Annotated in this window: 14 protein-coding genes and 1 pseudogene; 13 read left to right on the top strand and 2 right to left on the bottom strand. The window is 65.3% G+C overall.

The features are described 5' to 3' along the window. The 4 genes from QAT43_RS09085 to QAT43_RS09070 all read left to right on the top strand — a co-directional run. Positions 1–1,676 (top strand): nickel-dependent hydrogenase large subunit (locus QAT43_RS09085; protein ID WP_305042744.1); only part of this gene is annotated, 1,676 nt, incomplete at its 5' end. A gap of 34 nt (positions 1,677–1,710) precedes the next feature. Then, positions 1,711–2,361, top strand: coding sequence for a Ni/Fe-hydrogenase, b-type cytochrome subunit (gene cybH / locus QAT43_RS09080; RefSeq protein ID WP_305042743.1), 651 nt, complete (start codon positions 1,711–1,713; stop codon positions 2,359–2,361). Beyond that, positions 2,361–2,840, top strand: coding sequence for a HyaD/HybD family hydrogenase maturation endopeptidase (locus tag QAT43_RS09075; protein ID WP_305042742.1), 480 nt, complete (start codon positions 2,361–2,363; stop codon positions 2,838–2,840). Before cybH ends, QAT43_RS09075 begins: the two co-directional genes overlap by 1 nt. A 185-nt stretch (positions 2,841–3,025) precedes the next feature. Further along, on the top strand, positions 3,026–3,412 hold the full coding sequence (locus tag QAT43_RS09070; RefSeq protein ID WP_305042741.1) for a c-type cytochrome: 387 nt from the start codon (positions 3,026–3,028) through the stop codon (positions 3,410–3,412). 80 nt (positions 3,413–3,492) lie between these two features. Here the strand turns inward: QAT43_RS09070 and QAT43_RS09065 are convergent, their stop codons facing one another. After that, positions 3,493–5,346 carry a phosphoenolpyruvate carboxykinase (GTP) gene (locus QAT43_RS09065; RefSeq protein ID WP_305042740.1) on the bottom strand — a complete coding sequence of 618 codons (1,854 nt, stop codon included), beginning with the start codon at positions 5,344–5,346 and terminating at the stop codon, positions 3,493–3,495. A gap of 395 nt (positions 5,347–5,741) precedes the next feature. Between QAT43_RS09065 and pckA the strand changes: the two genes are divergently transcribed. From pckA to QAT43_RS09050, 3 genes are all read left to right on the top strand, one after another. Further along, complete coding sequence (gene pckA / locus QAT43_RS09060) at positions 5,742–7,316, top strand: phosphoenolpyruvate carboxykinase (ATP) (RefSeq protein WP_305042739.1); 1,575 nt, start codon at positions 5,742–5,744, stop codon at positions 7,314–7,316. Positions 7,317–7,443: 127 nt separating this feature from the next. Further along, a complete protein-coding gene (locus QAT43_RS09055; protein ID WP_305042738.1) occupies positions 7,444–7,761 on the top strand; it encodes a type II toxin-antitoxin system RelE/ParE family toxin in 318 nt (105 codons plus the stop codon). Next, the gene (locus QAT43_RS09050; RefSeq protein WP_305042737.1) at positions 7,758–8,078 is read left to right on the top strand and encodes a helix-turn-helix domain-containing protein; all 321 of its coding nucleotides are present in this window, start codon (positions 7,758–7,760) and stop codon (positions 8,076–8,078) included. The genes QAT43_RS09055 and QAT43_RS09050 overlap by 4 nt, the downstream gene beginning before the upstream one ends. Before the next feature lie 29 nt (positions 8,079–8,107). Here the strand turns inward: QAT43_RS09050 and QAT43_RS09045 are convergent, their stop codons facing one another. Further along, entirely contained in the window at positions 8,108–9,436 is a 1,329-nt protein-coding gene (locus QAT43_RS09045; RefSeq protein ID WP_305042736.1) for an NlpC/P60 family N-terminal domain-containing protein, read from the bottom strand. Between the two features lie 233 nt (positions 9,437–9,669). Between QAT43_RS09045 and QAT43_RS09040 the strand changes: the two genes are divergently transcribed. The 6 genes and pseudogenes from QAT43_RS09040 to QAT43_RS09015 form a co-directional block, all read left to right on the top strand. Beyond that, positions 9,670–10,242 carry a class I SAM-dependent methyltransferase gene (locus QAT43_RS09040; protein ID WP_305042735.1) on the top strand — a complete coding sequence of 191 codons (573 nt, stop codon included), beginning with the start codon at positions 9,670–9,672 and terminating at the stop codon, positions 10,240–10,242. A 7-nt stretch (positions 10,243–10,249) separates the two neighbouring features. Next, positions 10,250–11,023: an NRDE family protein gene (locus tag QAT43_RS09035; protein WP_305042734.1), complete on the top strand. Its 774-nt coding sequence runs from the start codon at positions 10,250–10,252 to the stop codon at positions 11,021–11,023. 120 nt (positions 11,024–11,143) lie between these two features. Then, a complete protein-coding gene (gene lon / locus QAT43_RS09030; RefSeq protein WP_442900229.1) occupies positions 11,144–13,513 on the top strand; it encodes an endopeptidase La in 2,370 nt (789 codons plus the stop codon). Further along, on the top strand, positions 13,510–14,493 hold the full coding sequence (gene thiL / locus QAT43_RS09025; protein WP_305042732.1) for a thiamine-phosphate kinase: 984 nt from the start codon (positions 13,510–13,512) through the stop codon (positions 14,491–14,493). The genes lon and thiL overlap by 4 nt, the downstream gene beginning before the upstream one ends. A 122-nt stretch (positions 14,494–14,615) precedes the next feature. Beyond that, the gene (locus tag QAT43_RS09020) at positions 14,616–15,521 is read left to right on the top strand and encodes a CheR family methyltransferase (RefSeq protein WP_305042731.1); all 906 of its coding nucleotides are present in this window, start codon (positions 14,616–14,618) and stop codon (positions 15,519–15,521) included. Further along, positions 15,521–15,977 (top strand): annotated as a pseudogene (locus QAT43_RS09015) (methyl-accepting chemotaxis protein); the annotation flags it as partial. The gene QAT43_RS09020 and the pseudogene QAT43_RS09015, both read left to right, overlap by 1 nt.

Below are 15,977 nucleotides of genomic sequence, written 5' to 3'. Positions count from 1 at the left end.
TCGAGGGCCATCTGCGCATCGAGGCGCAGATCGAGAACGGCCGCATCGTCAATGCCTGGAGCTCCTCCACCGCCTTTCGCGGCATCGAGACCATCCTCAAGGGCCGCGACCCGCGCGACGCCCATCACTTCACCCAGCGCTTCTGCGGGGTCTGCACCACGGTGCATTCCATGGCCAGCATCCGTTGCGTGGAAGATGCCCTCAAGATCCAGATTCCCGACAACGCGCGGCTGATCCGCAACCTGATCATGGCCGCGCAGAACGTGCAGGACCACATCGTTCATTTCTATCACCTGCACGCCCTCGACTGGGTGGACATCGTCAGCGCGCTTTCGGCCGACCCTGCCGCGACCTCCAAGCTCGCCCAGTCCCTTTCCGATTACCCCAAATCGAGCAGCGAGTATTTCCGCGGCATCCAGGAGCGGGTCAAGGCCTTCGCCGGCACCGGGCGGCTGGGGCCCTTCCAGAACGCCTACTGGGGGCACAGCGCCTACAAGCTGCCGCCCGAGGCCAATCTCCTGGCGCTCGCCCATTACCTGGAGGCCCTGGACATCCAGCGCGAGATCATCAAGATCCACGCCATCCTCGGCTCGAAGAATCCCCATCCCCAGACCTTCCTGGTGGGCGGCATGTCGATTCCCGTCGACCCCGACAGCCAGAACGCCATCAACGCCGACCGCATCGCCCAGTTGCGTCGCCTGTTCCGCCTGGCGCGCGCCTTCACCGAGCAGGTCTACATCCCCGACTTGCTGGCGGTGGCCTCCTTCTACACCGACTGGGCGGCCATCGGCGGCGGGGTGGGCAACTACCTGTGCTTCGGCGATTTTCCCATGCACGCCGGCGGCGGACCGGAGAGCTACTATTTTCCCCAGGGCATGATCATCGGACGCGATCTGAGCCGCGTGCTGCCCGTCGACCAGCAGAAGATCACCGAGCACGTCAGCCATTCCTGGTACAGCTACGCCGGCGGCGACGACCGCGGGCTGCATCCCTGGCAGGGCGAGACCACCCATCGCTACACCGGGCCCAAGCCGCCCTACGACTGGCTCGACACCGACGCCAAGTATTCCTGGGTCAAGGCGCCGCGCTACGACGGCCAGCCCATGGAGGTGGGGCCCCTGGCGCGGGTGCTGGTATCCTATGCCGCCGGGCACCAGGACGTGCAGGCGGCGGCCCATTTCGTGCTGAACAAGCTCGGTGTCGGCCCCGAGGTGCTGTTCTCGACCCTGGGGCGCACCGCCGCGCGCGGCATCGAAACCCTGCTGCTGGCGCAAAAAGCCGAATTGTGGCTCGATCAGTTGGCCGACAACATGGGGCGCGGCATCCTCGAGGTGCACAACGGCGACAAATGGCACCCCTCCACCTGGCCGGCCGAAGCCCTGGGTTTCGGCTATCACGAGGCGCCGCGCGGCGCCCTGGGTCACTGGATTCGCATCGAGAAGGGCGCCATCGCCAACTTCCAGGCGGTGGTCCCCTCGACCTGGAACGCCGGGCCGCGCTGCGCCGGCAACCTCATGGGCCCCTACGAGTCGGCGCTGATCGGCACGCCCATCGCCGATCCCGAGAAGCCCCTGGAGATTCTGCGCACCATCCACTCCTTCGACCCCTGCCTGGCCTGCGCGGTGCACGTGCTCGATGGCAAGGGCAACGAGATCGTCAAGGTTAAGGCGCTGTAGGTGGATCTGCCCGTTGCGGGCTCGCGGAGGATTTATGCTCGAAATACGCTATGTGTGGGAATTCCCGGTGCGCCTGTGCCATTGGCTCAACGTGGTGAGCATCGTCGCGCTCTCCTTTACCGGCTTCTACATTGGCCATCCCTTCTTTCACGCCGGCGAGGGCGCCTGGATCATGGGCTGGATGCGCTTTTTGCATTTTGCCTTCGCCTATCTGTTCCTCATCAGCTTCATCATCCGCTGCATCTGGTTCATCATCGGCAACCAGTACGGCTCCTGGCGCATGTTCTTTCCCTGGGCGACAAAGAAAGGGCGCGCCAACGCCCTCAAGTTCTTTCGCTACTACACCTTCACCGGCAAGGAAATCCCCTACGAGGTCGGGCACAACGCCCTGGCCTGCACCGCCTACGCGGTGGTGTTCGGCCTCTACCTGTTCCAGATCCTGAGCGGTTTCGCCCTTTACGGCATGTATGAGCCGGGCAGCTTCTGGAATGTGGGGCTGGGCTGGCTGCTGGTATCCTTCGATGCCCAGTGGCTGCGCCTCGGGCACCATCTGGTGATGTGGCTGATCATCGGCTTCGTCATCAACCACGTCTACAGCGCCTGGCTGATGGACGTCAAGGAGCTCAACGGCACGGTGAGCAGCATGTTCAGCGGCTACAAGTACATCAATCCCAAGGATCTGTGATGGGGATTCTGGTGCTGGGCCTGGGCAACCTGCTCATGAGCGACGACGCCTTCGGCGGTCGGCTCATCGAGCACTTGCAGCAGGCCTACGTGTTTGACGAGGGTGTGACCCTGCTCGACGGCGGCACCCTGGGTCTGGATCTGCTGCCGCGCCTGGAAGGGATCGCGCGGCTGCTGCTGGTCGATGCGGTGGACATGCGGGCCAAGCCCGGCACCATCTTTCGCCTGGAGGGCGAGGAGGTGCCGCGCGCCTTCGCCTCCAAGCTTTCGGTGCACCAGATGGGGCTCAAGGATCTGCTGGCGGTGGCCGAGTTGCACGGCTATCTGCCCGGTGAGATCCTGCTCTGGGGCGTGCAGCCGCAGAGCATCGAAATGCGCCTGGAAATGACGGCCCCGGTGCGCGAGGCCCTGCCCCAAGTCGTGACGGGGATTCTCGAGGATCTGCGCCGCTGGGGGGTGGGATGGCGCAAGGCGGCTTGAGGGGCAAAATGCACGACGCCGACCAACGCAGGGGCGACCCGCTGGGTCGCCCTGGGCGAGGCAGCGCCGCGCCCCTACATGAATGGTCGGCTATGTATCTCGCACCACCAGCCAATCCTGAACGCCGTAGGGGCGCACCGACGTGCGCCCAGGGCGGATGCAATCCGCCCCTACGGGTGGCCGCTTTGCTTTTTCTCGCACTGCTCCTCGCCGCCTGTGGCGAGCGTCCGCCCGCCTATCCCGAGCGCCAGCCGCCGCGCGGTTTTCTCGAGGATCCCACCCATCGCGCCGCCGGCGCCGACCTGTTTCGCCGGAAATGCGCCTCCTGCCATGGTTCGCCCGCCGAGGGGCGCAGCGGACGCGCCGACTTTTTCCAGCCGCCGGCCATGGACTTCACCGCCGCCGCCTATCGGACCCGCGACCCCGCCTACCTTTACTGGCGCATCGAAACGGGTAAGAACGCCGAGCCGTTTCGCTCGCGCGGCTCGGTGATGCCGGCCTGGGGGCCGCATCTGGCCGAGGAGCAGATCTGGCAGTTGGTGGCGCACCTTCGCGGGCGCGCCGGCGGCTGAAGCAGGGCAGAGGATAAAAGCAAAGCGGGGCGGCCCCTGGGAGAGCCGCCCCGCTTTTTCATCCAACGCCCGGCGAACGGTTATTCGTTCCAGCCCTCGGGATGCACGTCGCCGATCTGCTCCCAGTGCTCCGGCGAGCGCCACAGGCTCGAGGTGATCAGTTCCTTGATGTGCAGAAACTCCTTGGGCATGCGGTCGAAGAGCTTCATGAAGAGCTCCTCGTGGGCCACCAGCTCTTCCTTCCACTGATCGCGGTCCACGGCCATCATCTCGTGGAACTTCTCGCGGCTGATGTCGAGGCCCTCCCAGGCGATATCCTGGTAGCGCGGCATCCAGCCCAGGGGGCTTTCCACGGCGCCGGTGCGGCCGGTGACGCGCTCGACGATCCACTTGAGCACGCGCATGTTCTCGCCGTAGCCCGGCCAGACGAACTTGCCCTTGTCATCCTTGAGGAACCAGTTGACGCTGAAGATGCGCGGCGGTCGCGCGATGGTGCGGCCGAACTGCAGCCAGTGGCTGAAATAATCGGCCATGTGGTAGCCGCAGAAGGGCAGCATGGCGAAGGGATCGCGGCGCACGTTGCCGGTCGCGCCGACGGCGGCCGCCGTGGTTTCCGAGCCCATGGTGGCGGCGAGATAGACGCCGTAGCTCCAGTTGAAGGACTGGTAGACCAGGGGGATGGTGTTCTTGCGCCGGCCGCCGAAAATGAAGGCGGAAATGGGCACGCCCTTGGGGTTTTCCCAGTCCGGGTCGATGGACGGGCACTGGGAGGCCGGGGAGGTGAAGCGCGCGTTGGGGTGCGCGGCGGGGCGGCCGCAGTCGGGAGTCCAGGGATTGCCCTGCCAGTCGGTGAGCTTGGCCGGCGGCTCGTCGGTCATGCCTTCCCACCAGACGTCGCCGTCCTCGGTCAGGGCCACGTTGGTGAAGATGGTGTTGGCCGCGCAGGAGGCCATGGCGTTGGGATTGGTCTTGGCGTTGGTGCCCGGCGCCACGCCGAAGTAGCCGTACTCGGGGTTGATGGCGTAGATCTTGCCGTCGGGGCCGGGCTTGATCCAGGCGATGTCGTCGCCGATGGTGGTTACCTTCCAGCCCTTGTCCGAGAAGGTCTTGGGCGGAATGAGCATGGCGAAGTTGGTCTTGCCGCAGGCGCTGGGGAAGGCGGCGCCGACATAGGTCTTCTCGCCGTCGGGCGACTCCACGCCGAGAATCAGCATGTGCTCGGCCAGCCAGCCCTCGTCCTTGCCGATCTTGGAGGCGATGCGCAGGGCCAGGCACTTCTTGCCGAGCAGGGCGTTGCCGCCGTAGCCCGAGCCGAAGGACCAGATGGAGCGTTCCTCGGGGAAGTGCACGATGTATTTCTCGGCGTTGCACGGCCAGGCGCTGTCCTTTTGGCCGGGCTCCAGGGGCGCGCCGATGGAGTGCATGCAGGGGATGAAGTCGCCGTTGCCGAGCACGTCGAGCACCGCCTTGCCCATGCGCGCCATGATGCGCATGTTGATCACCACGTAGGGCGAGTCGGAGATCTCCACGCCGATCTTGGCGATGGGCGAGCCGAGCGGTCCCATGCTGAAGGGAATGACGTACATGGTGCGCCCCTTCATGCAGCCCTTGAACAGGCCCTGGAGCTTTTCCTTCATCTCCTTGGGGTGCATCCAATTGTTGGTGGGGCCGGCGTCGTTCTTGGAGATGCTGCAGATGAAGGTGCGGTCCTCGACGCGCGCCACGTCGATGGGATCGGACCAGGCGAGGTAGCTGTTGGGACGCTTTTCCGGGTTGAGCTTGCGGAAGGTTCCGGCCTTGACCAGCAGCTCGCAGAGGCTGTCATACTCTTCCTGTGAGCCGTCGCACCAGTGGATTTTTTCCGGCTCGCACAGGGCGGCCATTTCCTCTACCCATTTCAGCAGCTTGTCGTTTCTGGGAACATCGTAGCTCATGCCGTCGGCTCCTCCTTGGTGGGGGTCGCTTCAACCCTGTTGGCGTTGTGCGGTTGGCGGTTTACGCAGTGGTCGTCGGTCGTTGTGGTACCGCGGTCCGCAAGAGCCGGCCGGCGATTGCGGGACAGCGAAAATCTTTGATCCAATTAAAAACTGAACTATACAATAAAAAGACCCTGTTTTAAAGCGGAAAGGGCCGGAATTCGCACCGGCTCCAGGGCCGCCACCTCTTAATTTTTCCCTTATTCCGCGGCTGGATCCGGGTGCCCGGCAACACCTGCGCCCCGCCGTGAAGCGGAGCGGGAAGGAATTTTTCTTTTTTATTTTGAATAAATTTGTTAAAGGGGAACCCTCCGCACACCCCGCGAATCCATCTCTCAAGCAAAGGTGAAGGTATGATTCAGGCCAAGGATCTGGGATTAAGCAGCGTCGGCAAGGTGTATCACAATCTCGGTTACGACGAGTTGTTCGCCCATGAGTTGAACAACCGCGAAGGGCGGGTGTCCAGGAACGGCACCATGATGGTCGACACCGGCAAGTTCACCGGCCGCTCGCCCAAGGACAAGTATTTCGTCCATCAGAAGCCGTCCTTCGAGCACATCGCCTGGGGCAAGGTCAACGTCGCCATGGCGCCGGAGGTTTTCGACGAACTCCAGGCCGAGGTGCTTGATTATTTGTCCGGCAAGGATCTCTACGTCACCGACGGCTTCTGCGGTTCCAACGAAAAAACCCGCAAATCCGTGCGCTTCGTCACCGAGTTCGCCTGGCAGTCGCACTTCGTCAAGAACATGTTCATCCGTCCCGGCGCGGCCGATCTCGCCGCCTTCGCCCCCGACTTCACCGTCTACAACGCCAGTAACCTGGTGAACAAGAACTGGGAGCGCCACGGCCTCAATTCCGAGGTCTTCATCGCCTTCAATATTGAAAAAAACGTCGCCATCATCGGCGGCACCTGGTACGGCGGGGAGATGAAGAAGGGCATCTTCACCATGATGAACTACTGGCTGCCGCTGCAGGGGATTCTCTCCATGCACTGTTCGGCCAACGTCGGCAAGGACGGCGACGTGGCCCTGTTCTTCGGGCTCTCCGGCACCGGCAAGACTACCTTGTCGACGGACGCGGCGCGCAAGCTCATCGGCGACGACGAGCACGGCTGGGACGACGACGGCATCTTCAATTTCGAGGGCGGCTGTTACGCTAAGTGCATCAACCTCAGTGCCGAGAGCGAGCCGGAGATCTACAACGCCATCCAGCGCAACGCCCTGCTCGAGAACGTGGTGGCCGACGACGACGACGTCATCGATTTCGACAGTCGCGCCAAGACCGAGAACACCCGGGTCAGCTATCCCATCGAGCACATCGCCAACCATGAGGCGAGCCTCAAGGCCGCCCATCCCCGGAACATCATCTTTCTCACCTGCGACGCCTTCGGCGTGCTGCCGCCGGTCTCCAAGCTGACCAAGGAGCAGGCTATGTACTATTTTCTCTCCGGCTACACCGCCAAGGTGGCGGGCACCGAGCGCGGCGTCACCGAGCCCCAGGCGACCTTCTCGGCCTGCTTCGGCGAGGCGTTTCTGCCTCTGCATCCGACCGTTTACGCTCGGCTGCTCGGCGAGAAGATGGAGAAGGACGGCGTCAACGCCTACCTGGTCAACACCGGCTGGGCGGGGGGCGGCTACGGGGTCGGCCGGCGCATGAGCATCAAGGCGACCCGCGCCTGCATCAACGCGATTCTCGACGGCAGCATCGAGCAGGCCGAGTTCGACCGCACCCGCTGGTTTCGCCTGCACATCCCCAAAAGCCTGCCCGGCGTCGACAGCACCCTGCTCAACCCCCGCAACGCCTGGCCCGATCCCGAGTCCTTCGATCAGACCGCGCACAAACTGGCGGGGATGTTCATCGAGAACTTCAAGAAATACATCCAGGACGGCGAGGATTTCGACTTCACCGCCGCCGGGCCGCAGGCCTGATTTACAAAAGTATTGCAGCGAGGAATTGTATTGCAGCGGGATGTCTGTGACGGACTCCCGCTGTAGTTATTCAGGGATGAGTTGTCCTTGAGATTTGAAAAATGTACGCCGGGGGAGTATATTTGAAATGCTGTTCATTGAATCCAACATCTTTCGCCGACACCTGACGAATTATCTCTCCGAGGAGGAGTTGCGTGCGCTTCAGCTGTTTCTTGCGGAAAATCCCGAAGCCGGCGTTCTGGTCAGGGGAAGTGGCGGGTTGCGAAAGCTCAGATGGAGCGCGGTCGGCAAGGGAAAACGAGGAGGGCTGAGAGTCATTTATTACTGGCAGGTCCGCAAGAGTCATATTTACCTGTTGACCCTTTATGCAAAAAACGAGGTCGCGGACTTGAGTCCAGGAGAAGTGGCGGCTCTCCGGAAACTGGTGGAGGTATTGAGCAAATGAAAAAACGAAATCTTTTCCAAGAGTTGACCGAAGCCATCACCGAGATTCAGCAACATCAAAGCGGAAAGATTACCTTGCGCCATTATGAGGTACGGGAACCGGCGCCCTTGGCGATCACTCCCGCTTTGATCCGGCAAACCCGGGAGGCGTTGAACCTGTCACGGGCCGTCTTCGCCCGCGAACTGCACATTTCGCCACGCACCCTGGAAAAATGGGAACAGGGCCGATCCAAGCCCAATGATCAAGCGGCGGCACTGATTCTGCTGGTCAGAAAATATCCCGATACCCTGCAAAGACTAAAAACCCTGGCGGCCTGAGTAAGGCGCGTAGTCCTCCAATTTTCCCCTTATCTCTCCTCCACGCCCGGCAGCAGGGTTATCCCCAGGATCCGTTCGAGAAATCCGTTGCGTCGCACGTCCCGGCGCTCCTCGCCGGGATGCAGGCTGGTGACCGCCAGGCGGCCGACCGGGGCGCGACCCTCGCGGCCGCGCCAGTCATGGGTGCGTGCCGCCCAGAGGTTGTGCAGGAGCAAGGGCGCGCCGCTCTCGAGGTCGGGGCCGAGATAGAGGGCGGTGTGTCCCCGCAGCCATACCAGGGAGTAGAAGGGACGGCCCTCGCGTAGCAGGATCGCGCGCTTTTCGGCGGGCGAGCGGTCTTTAAGATCGATGAAGGTACCGGTCTTGGCCTGGGCGCTGGAATTGCGCGGCAGCCAGACGCCGAAGGGCGTGAACACATCATGAAGAAAGGCCGAGCAGTCGCGGTTTTCGTAAAGTCCGCCCCAGCCGTAGAGCTGGCCGGCCATGGCGTCGGCCACCCGGGCAATCCGCGCGGGCGCCAGGGGCAAGGGCTTGACCGCGGCGTCCCGCGTGGACACCAGGGAGGCGCGCATCCGGGCCTGGCCGTCGGCATCGCGCACCGGGACGAGCACCCTCAGGGTCTGCGCCTCCTCGGCGGCGAGGGGAAAGAGCGCGCCGATGTGGCTTTGCACGAGAAACGCGCCCTGGTCGTCAAACAGGCTCAGGTCGTCGCGCAGCAGGGCCGCGTAGCGGCCGGTCTGGTAGGCGCGACGGAACTCATCGTCGGTCCAGGCCAGATCCAGGGCCGGCAGCCAGCCCGCGGCCAGGCCCGCCTCGACGAAGTACCAGGCGCCGTCGGCGGAGACGTGGGTGACGAACAGGGGCGTGCCGGCCCAGAGGGCGGAATTCTGGAAATAATCAAAGGGATAGCCCTCGCCGGGCCGGCGCGGGTCGAGGAAAAAGGGCCTCTGGCTGGGAAACACCCGCAGGGCGCTGTTGCGCACGCTGATCGCCGGGCGGGCGAGGCTGGGATAGGCGTCCTGGTTGAGGCTCGCGACCAGGCGCGTCCAGCGTTGCGCGTCCAGGGGCTGAAGATTCTCCGCGTAGCCCTGGCGGCCGCCGTAGGAGGCAAGGCCCCAGAAGGCCTGGGCCGCGGACAGGCCGGCGCGCTCTTGCCGCCAGGGGGCGAAGAAGCGCTGGTTGAAGTCCTCGTCGAGCCCCTGCTGGGTTGCGGCACCGACCAGGGGAACCTGGGCACGCGCCGGATCGAGATAGGCCGCCGCCATCTGGGGATAGCGCTCGAGGTCGGCGATCCCCCCGGGTCGTGGGGCGCAGGCGGCCATCAGCAGAATGGTCAGGGCAAGAAGCAGGCAACGCACGGCACAGGCTCCCGTCGAGGTCCAGGTGAAACTGCCGTCCCAGATTAGCAGAACCCAGGCCGAGGCGCGAACAATTCCAGCGGAATGCCGAGGTCTCTTAGGGCGGTAGCGCGGGCCGTGGTGTCGCCGCTCTTGACGGGCGTCGGAAGAAAAGGGACGATGAACTCGCTCTGCTCCGCCTGGGGTGTGGAGCCAAGCCGCCGTGATATCCGCCACCAAGGACATGCCGACCCATGAACGAAGATGCCGTCAAATGGAATGAGCGCTGGCAGGAGCGTGCCCAGGATCCCTGGCAGCCCGACCCCTGGCTGCTGCGCATTCGGCCGCTGCTGCCCGTCGGGCCGCTGCTGGATCTGGCCTGCGGGCGCGGGCGCAATGCCCTCTACCTGGCGGAGCAGGGCTTTGCCGTGACCGCCCTGGATCTGGCCGAGGAAGGCCTCAGGCAATTGCGCGCCGAGGCACGGCGACGCAATCTGACCCTCGACGTACGCCGCTGCGACCTGGAGACCCTGCCCGATCTGGGGCGCGCGTGCTACGCCGTGGTCCTCGATTTCTTCTATCTGCAACGCTCCCTGCTGCCGGCCCTGCGCGAGGCGGTGCGCCCCGGCGGGGTGGCGGTGCTGCGTACCTTCAGTCGCGCCGGGGATTTTCCCGGCGAGGCGCCCAATGCCGACTTTGTGTTGGAGGTTGGCGAATTGCCGCGCCTTTTCCCCGGTTGGGAGGTGCTGCTCCACGAGGAAGGCCTCGAACCCTCGAGCAAGGGCGGCAGCCTGGCGGGGATTGTCGCGCGCAAACCCTTATCCTGAGCGGCCTATGTGTCTCATCGTCCTGTCCCTTCATGCCCATCCCGAGCTGCCCCTGGTGCTGGCCGCCAATCGCGATGAATTCTATCGGCGGCCCACGGCGCCCGCGGGTTTCTGGACCGAGAGCCCCGGGATGCTGGCGGGGCGTGATCTGCAGGGGGGCGGCACCTGGCTGGGGGTGACGCACGCGGGGCGCTGGGCGGCGGTGACCAATGTGCGTAATCCCCGGGACATCCAGCCCGGCCGCCGGTCGCGTGGCTGGATGGTGCGTGACTTTCTCCTGGGCGAGTGCGACCCCCGGGATTTTCTTGCCGGCCTGGCGGCCGAGGCGGACGAATTTCCCGGCTTCAATCTGCTGCTGGGCGAGGGCGCCGCGGCCTGGTATTTCTCCAACCGCGACCCGCGGGGAGTCTTGCGTCTCGGCCCGGGCATTCACGGCCTGAGCAACGCCCTGCTCGACACCCCCTGGCCCAAGCTGCGCGGGGCGCGTACCGAACTGGCGGGGCTGCTTGCCGGCGGGAACCCTGCTCCCTCGGCGGCGGAGCTCTTCGCCCTGCTCGGCGACCAGAGCCGCCCCGCCGACGCGGAGTTGCCCGACACCGGCGTCGGCCTGGAGTGGGAACGCACCCTCTCCTCGCGCTTCATCCGCAGTGCCGACTACGGCACGCGTTGCTCGACCCTGCTGCGCCTCGATGCCGCCGGCGGGATCGATTTTCGCGAGCGCGCCTTCAGCGGCGATTCCCGCGCCTGGCACGAGCGCGGGTTCTATTGGACCGGGTGCTGAAGGCGCGACGGTCGTCTGGACAGCAGCGCGATTTCTCGGGTATGGTGCGAGAGGCTTTGCCCGGCTTGACAGCCGCCGTACAGCGATTAACTTGAAGGCAATACTGACATTTTCGCGGCGTTGCGCCGCCTGGAGGATTCTTTGGAAAACGCTGCCGTCAACCACGACCTGATCATCCCCGCAAGCCTGCCGCTGCTGCCGGTGCGCGACGTGGTGGTCTTTCCCTACATGATCCTGCCCCTTTTCGTCGGTCGTGAAAAATCCGTCGCCGCCGTGGAGGCGGCCCTGGCCGGCGATCGCCTGATCATGCTCGCCGCGCAGAAGGAATTCGGCGAGGAAGAGCCCGGTACCGAGGACATTTACACCGTTGGCACCGTCGCCATGATCATGCGCATGCTCAAGATGCCCGACGGGCGGGTGAAGATTCTCGTGCAGGGCTTGGCCAAGGCTCGCCTCGCGGGTTATGTCGCCGAGGATCCCTACTTCCGCGTGAGCGTCGAGCGCATCGAGGAGCCGCCCCTGGCGCCGACACTTGAAATCGAGGCGCTGATGCGCACGGTGCGCAACCAGCTCAGCCAGGCGGTGAGCCTGGGCAAGGGCATTTCGCCCGAGGTGCTGGTGGTGGTCGAGAACATGGAGGACGCCGGCAGCCTCGCCGACGTCGTCGCCAGCAACATCGGCTTGAAGGTCGCCGAGGCCCAGGAGGTCATCGAAATCATCGATCCCCTGGCGCGGCTGCGGCGCGTCAAGGACATCCTCGCCCGCGAGCTGGAACTGCTCGCCATGCAGGCCGACATCCAGACCCAGGCCAAGGAGGAGATGGGCAAGAGCCAGCGCGAGTATTTCCTGCGCGAGCAGCTGCGCGCCATCCAGAGTGAATTGGGCGATGCCGACCCGCGCGCCCAGGACGTCGCCGAGCTGCGCGAGAAGCTCGAGAAGGCCGGCCTGCCCAAGGAGGCGCGCGAGGAGGCCGACAAGCAGCTGCGGCGCCTGGAGACCATGCACGCCGAATCGGCCGAATACTCCATGCAGCGCACCTATCTCGACTGGCTGGTGGAGCTGCCCTGGAAAAAAACCACCCGCGACAACCTCAACCTCGTCAAGGCCCATGAGGTCCTCGACGAGGATCACTACAACCTGGAGAAAATCAAGGAGCGCATCCTCGAGTTTCTCGCCGTGCGCAAGCTCAAGAAGGATATGAAGGGGCCGATTCTGTGCTTCGTCGGCCCCCCCGGCGTGGGCAAGACCAGCCTCGGCAAGTCCATCGCCCGCGCCCTGGGGCGCAAGTTCGTGCGCATCTCCCTGGGCGGCATGCGCGACGAGGCCGAAATCCGCGGCCATCGCCGCACCTACGTCGGCGCCCTGCCCGGGCGCATCATCCAGGGGCTCAAGCAGGCCGGCACCAACAACCCGGTGTTCATGCTCGACGAGATCGACAAGCTGGGCATGGATTTTCGCGGCGATCCCTCCTCGGCGCTCCTCGAGGTGCTCGATCCCGAGCAGAACCACGCCTTTTCCGATCACTACATCAACCTGGCCTTCGATCTGTCCAACGTGATGTTCATCGCCACGGCCAACATCATGGACCCGGTGCCCTCGGCCCTCAAGGACCGCATGGAGGTGATCCGCCTCTCGGGCTACACCGCCGAGGAGAAGCTGCACATCGCCGAGCGCTACCTCATCCCCCGCCAGCGCGAGGCCAACGGCCTCAAGACCGGCCAGATCCGCTTCTCGCGGGCGGCGCTGCTGCGGCTGATCACCGAGTACACCGCCGAGGCCGGCCTGCGCAATCTCGAACGCGAGATCGGCGGCATCTGCCGCAAGGCGGCGCGCCGATTCGCCGAGGGGCGCCAGAAAACCTCGGTGCAGGTCAGCGAGAGCGCCGTGGAGCGCTACCTGGGGCCGCCGCGTTTTCTGCCCGAGGAGGAACGCGCCGAGCACGAGGTGGGGGTGGCCACCGGCCTGGCCTGGACGGAAGTCGGCGGCGACGTGCTTTATGTCGAGGTCAACACCATGAAGGGCAAGGGGGGGCTGACCCTGACCGGCCATCTCGGCGAGGTCATGAAGGAAAGCGCCCAGGCGGCGCTGTCCTACGCCCGGTCGCGGGCCGAGGAGCTGGGCATCGACCCGACATTCTTCGAGACCCATGACATTCACGTCCACGTGCCCGCCGGCGCCATTCCCAAGGACGGCCCCTCGGCCGGGGTGACCATGGCCGTCGCCCTGATCTCGGCCCTGACCAAGCGGCCGGTGAGCAAGGACGTGGCCATGACCGGCGAGCTGACCCTGCGCGGCAAGGTGCTGCCCATCGGCGGGCTCAAGGAGAAGGTGCTCGCGGCGGTGCGTCACCATGTCGGCACGGTGCTTTTGCCCTGGCGCAACGAAAAGGATCTCGAGGATATCCCGACGCATCTGCGCAAGAAGGTCAGGCTGATTGCGGTGCGCACCATGGACGACGTGCTCAAGGCGGCCCTGGTCGAGATGCCATGAAGCTGGCCGAGATCGGCGAATTTGGCTTTATCGCCCGCGTCCGGCAGCGCGCCGAGTCGTGCGCGGATCTGGTGCTGGGCATCGGCGACGATTGCGCGGCCAGCCGTCCGGCACCCGGCGAGCTGCTGCTCACCAGCACCGATCTGCTCATCGAGGATGTGCATTTCCGCCGGGCGTGGAGCGATCCGCGCACCCTGGGGCGCAAGAGCGTGAGCGTCAACGTCAGCGATGTCGCCGCCATGGGCGGCAAGCCCGCGAGCCTCTACCTGGGCCTGGGCATTCCGGGGGGCGTCGCCGTCGAGGATCTGGACGCCTTCGCCGACGGGGTGCTCGAAGCCTGCGCCGAGTACGGGGCGGTGCTGGCCGGCGGCGATACCTGCCGCTCGCCGGGCCCCTGGTTCATCAGCGTCACCGTGCAGGGCCGCGTGCCCGAGGGCGAGTTGCTGACCCGCCAGGGAGCGCGTCCCGGCGACCTGCTCTGGGTGTCGGGCCGCCTCGGCGACAGCGCCTTGGCTCTGCGCGAATTGCTTGCCGGAGGCCGTCCCGCGCCCGCCTTGGCGGCGCGCCACCTGGACCCGAGTGCCCGCGTCGCCCTGGGCCGCGCCCTGGCCGTCCAGGGGCTGGCGACCGCGATGATCGACGTTTCCGACGGGCTCTTGGCGGATCTAGGTCATATTCTTGACAGTTCCGTCGTCGGCGCGCGGGTCGAACGCGACGCCCTGCCGCTCAGTTCCCTGTTTCGCGACGCCCTGACGGCCGAGCCCGCCCTGCTGGATCTCGCCCTCGCCGGGGGCGAGGATTACGAACTGCTCTTCACCTCGCCCCCCCAGTGCGCCGCCGCCGTCGCCGCCTTGGCCGCCGACGGGGTGCCGGTGACGCAAATCGGCCGCATCCTGCCGCAAGAGGACGGATTGCTGCTTGTCGACGCCCTGGGTCGCCCCTGCCCCCTGCCGCGCCGCGGCTTCGATCATTTTTCGTGAAAATCGCCCTTGGTCCCCGGTCCTTTGTCCCTGGTTCAATCCCCGCCCCCATCGATTTGAGTTTCGGCCTGAAAATTGCTTGAAAATGGGTTGCTTATAACGAATCCCTTTTCAGCGAGGCCATGAGTCTGCTTTTTTCCGATCCCCTGCCATCGCGCTGTGCCCCCCATTTTCTCGGGGAGGACGTGGACGAGGCGACCTTCGCCGAGGTGCGCCAGATCCTGCTGCGGCGGCGCGGTTTTGATCTCGGCATGTACAAGGACGGCTGCATCCGCCGCCGCATCGCCGCCCGGGTGCGCGCCAAGGGCTTTCCCGAGCCGCGCCCCTATCTGGAGCTGCTGGTGCGCAGCGATGCGGAAGTCGATGCGCTGATTGCGGCCCTGAGCATCCAGGTGTCCCAGTTTTTTCGTAATCCGAGCACCTTCGAGCTGCTCCACCGCCAGGTGCTGCCCGAGCTGTTCCGCCGTCTGCGCCTGCGGGGCTGCCGCGAGCTGCGCGCCTGGAGCCTGGGCTGCGCCGGCGGCGAGGAGCCCTATTCCCTGGCGCTGCTCCTCGATCAGCTGGTGCCGCCGCGCATGAAATACAGCATCCGCGCCGCCGATATTTCGCCGGCGGTGCTGGCGCGGGCGCGCGAAGGGCTCTACGAGCCGGCGCGCCTGGGCAGTCTGCCCCAGGGATGGCGCGAGCGCTATTTCAGCGCCGAGGGCGGGCGTTGGAGGCTGCACGAGCAGATCCGCCGCCAGGTGAGTTTCGAGGAGCACAATGTCCTCGCCGATCAGGGTCCCGGCCAAGCCGATCTGATTCTCTGCCGCAATGTGTTGATCTATTTTTCCCGCGCCGAGCAGGAGCGGGTGCTGCGGACCCTGGCCGCCTGCCTGCCGCCGGGCGGGGTGCTGGTGCTGGGCCGCGCGGAAACCCTTATCGGCGAAAGCCGCGAGCTTTTTTCCATCCTCAATCCGGCCGAGCGCGTTTTCCTGCGCCTCGGCCCGGAGGAGGCGGGAACTGGTCCAGGGCAAGGAGCAACCTGATGCGCATCGAAATCGTCAATAAATTCATCCTCGGCTTCATCCTCGTGGTGGGCAGCATCGTCGCCCTGGATTATCTCGTGCCGTTGCTCGGGGTTGCCGAAGAATGGCAGCAGTTGGTGTCCACCGCCGGCGCGCTGACCATCGGGTTGCTGCTGGGCTGGATTTTTTCCCGCGCCTTCACCAGCAACCTGCGCGTCATCAACGCCGCCGCCGAGCGCCTCAGCCAGGGCGATCTGAGCCGGCCGGTGCGTCTGCGCCGCAACCTGCTCGCCGATGAAACCGAGGATTTCGCCGCCTGCCTCAACCAGGTGAGCGCCAGCCTGCGCGAACTGGTCGGGCGCATTCGCGCCTCGGCCCTGCAGGTCGCCGACGCCGCCCAGGGTCTCTCGGCTTCCTCCCAGGAGATGAGCGCCACCGCCCATCAGGTGGCCGGCACCACCGAACAGATCAGCCGCG

The organism is Geoalkalibacter sp., from assembly GCF_030604225.1.
Classification (GTDB): domain Bacteria; phylum Desulfobacterota; class Desulfuromonadia; order Desulfuromonadales; family Geoalkalibacteraceae; genus Geoalkalibacter.
This window is presented reverse-complemented; position numbering and strand designations above follow the sequence as displayed.

Coding starts and splice junctions, on each gene's coding strand:
- cybH (WP_305042743.1), top strand. CDS start 1,711: ATGCTCGAAATACGCTATGTGTGGGAATTCCCGGTGCGCCTGTGCCAT.
- QAT43_RS09075 (WP_305042742.1), top strand. CDS start 2,361: ATGGGGATTCTGGTGCTGGGCCTGGGCAACCTGCTCATGAGCGACGAC.
- QAT43_RS09065 (WP_305042740.1), bottom strand. CDS start 5,346: ATGAGCTACGATGTTCCCAGAAACGACAAGCTGCTGAAATGGGTAGAG.
- pckA (WP_305042739.1), top strand. CDS start 5,742: ATGATTCAGGCCAAGGATCTGGGATTAAGCAGCGTCGGCAAGGTGTAT.
- QAT43_RS09055 (WP_305042738.1), top strand. CDS start 7,444: ATGCTGTTCATTGAATCCAACATCTTTCGCCGACACCTGACGAATTAT.
- QAT43_RS09050 (WP_305042737.1), top strand. CDS start 7,758: ATGAAAAAACGAAATCTTTTCCAAGAGTTGACCGAAGCCATCACCGAG.
- QAT43_RS09040 (WP_305042735.1), top strand. CDS start 9,670: ATGAACGAAGATGCCGTCAAATGGAATGAGCGCTGGCAGGAGCGTGCC.
- QAT43_RS09035 (WP_305042734.1), top strand. CDS start 10,250: ATGTGTCTCATCGTCCTGTCCCTTCATGCCCATCCCGAGCTGCCCCTG.
- thiL (WP_305042732.1), top strand. CDS start 13,510: ATGAAGCTGGCCGAGATCGGCGAATTTGGCTTTATCGCCCGCGTCCGG.
- QAT43_RS09020 (WP_305042731.1), top strand. CDS start 14,616: ATGAGTCTGCTTTTTTCCGATCCCCTGCCATCGCGCTGTGCCCCCCAT.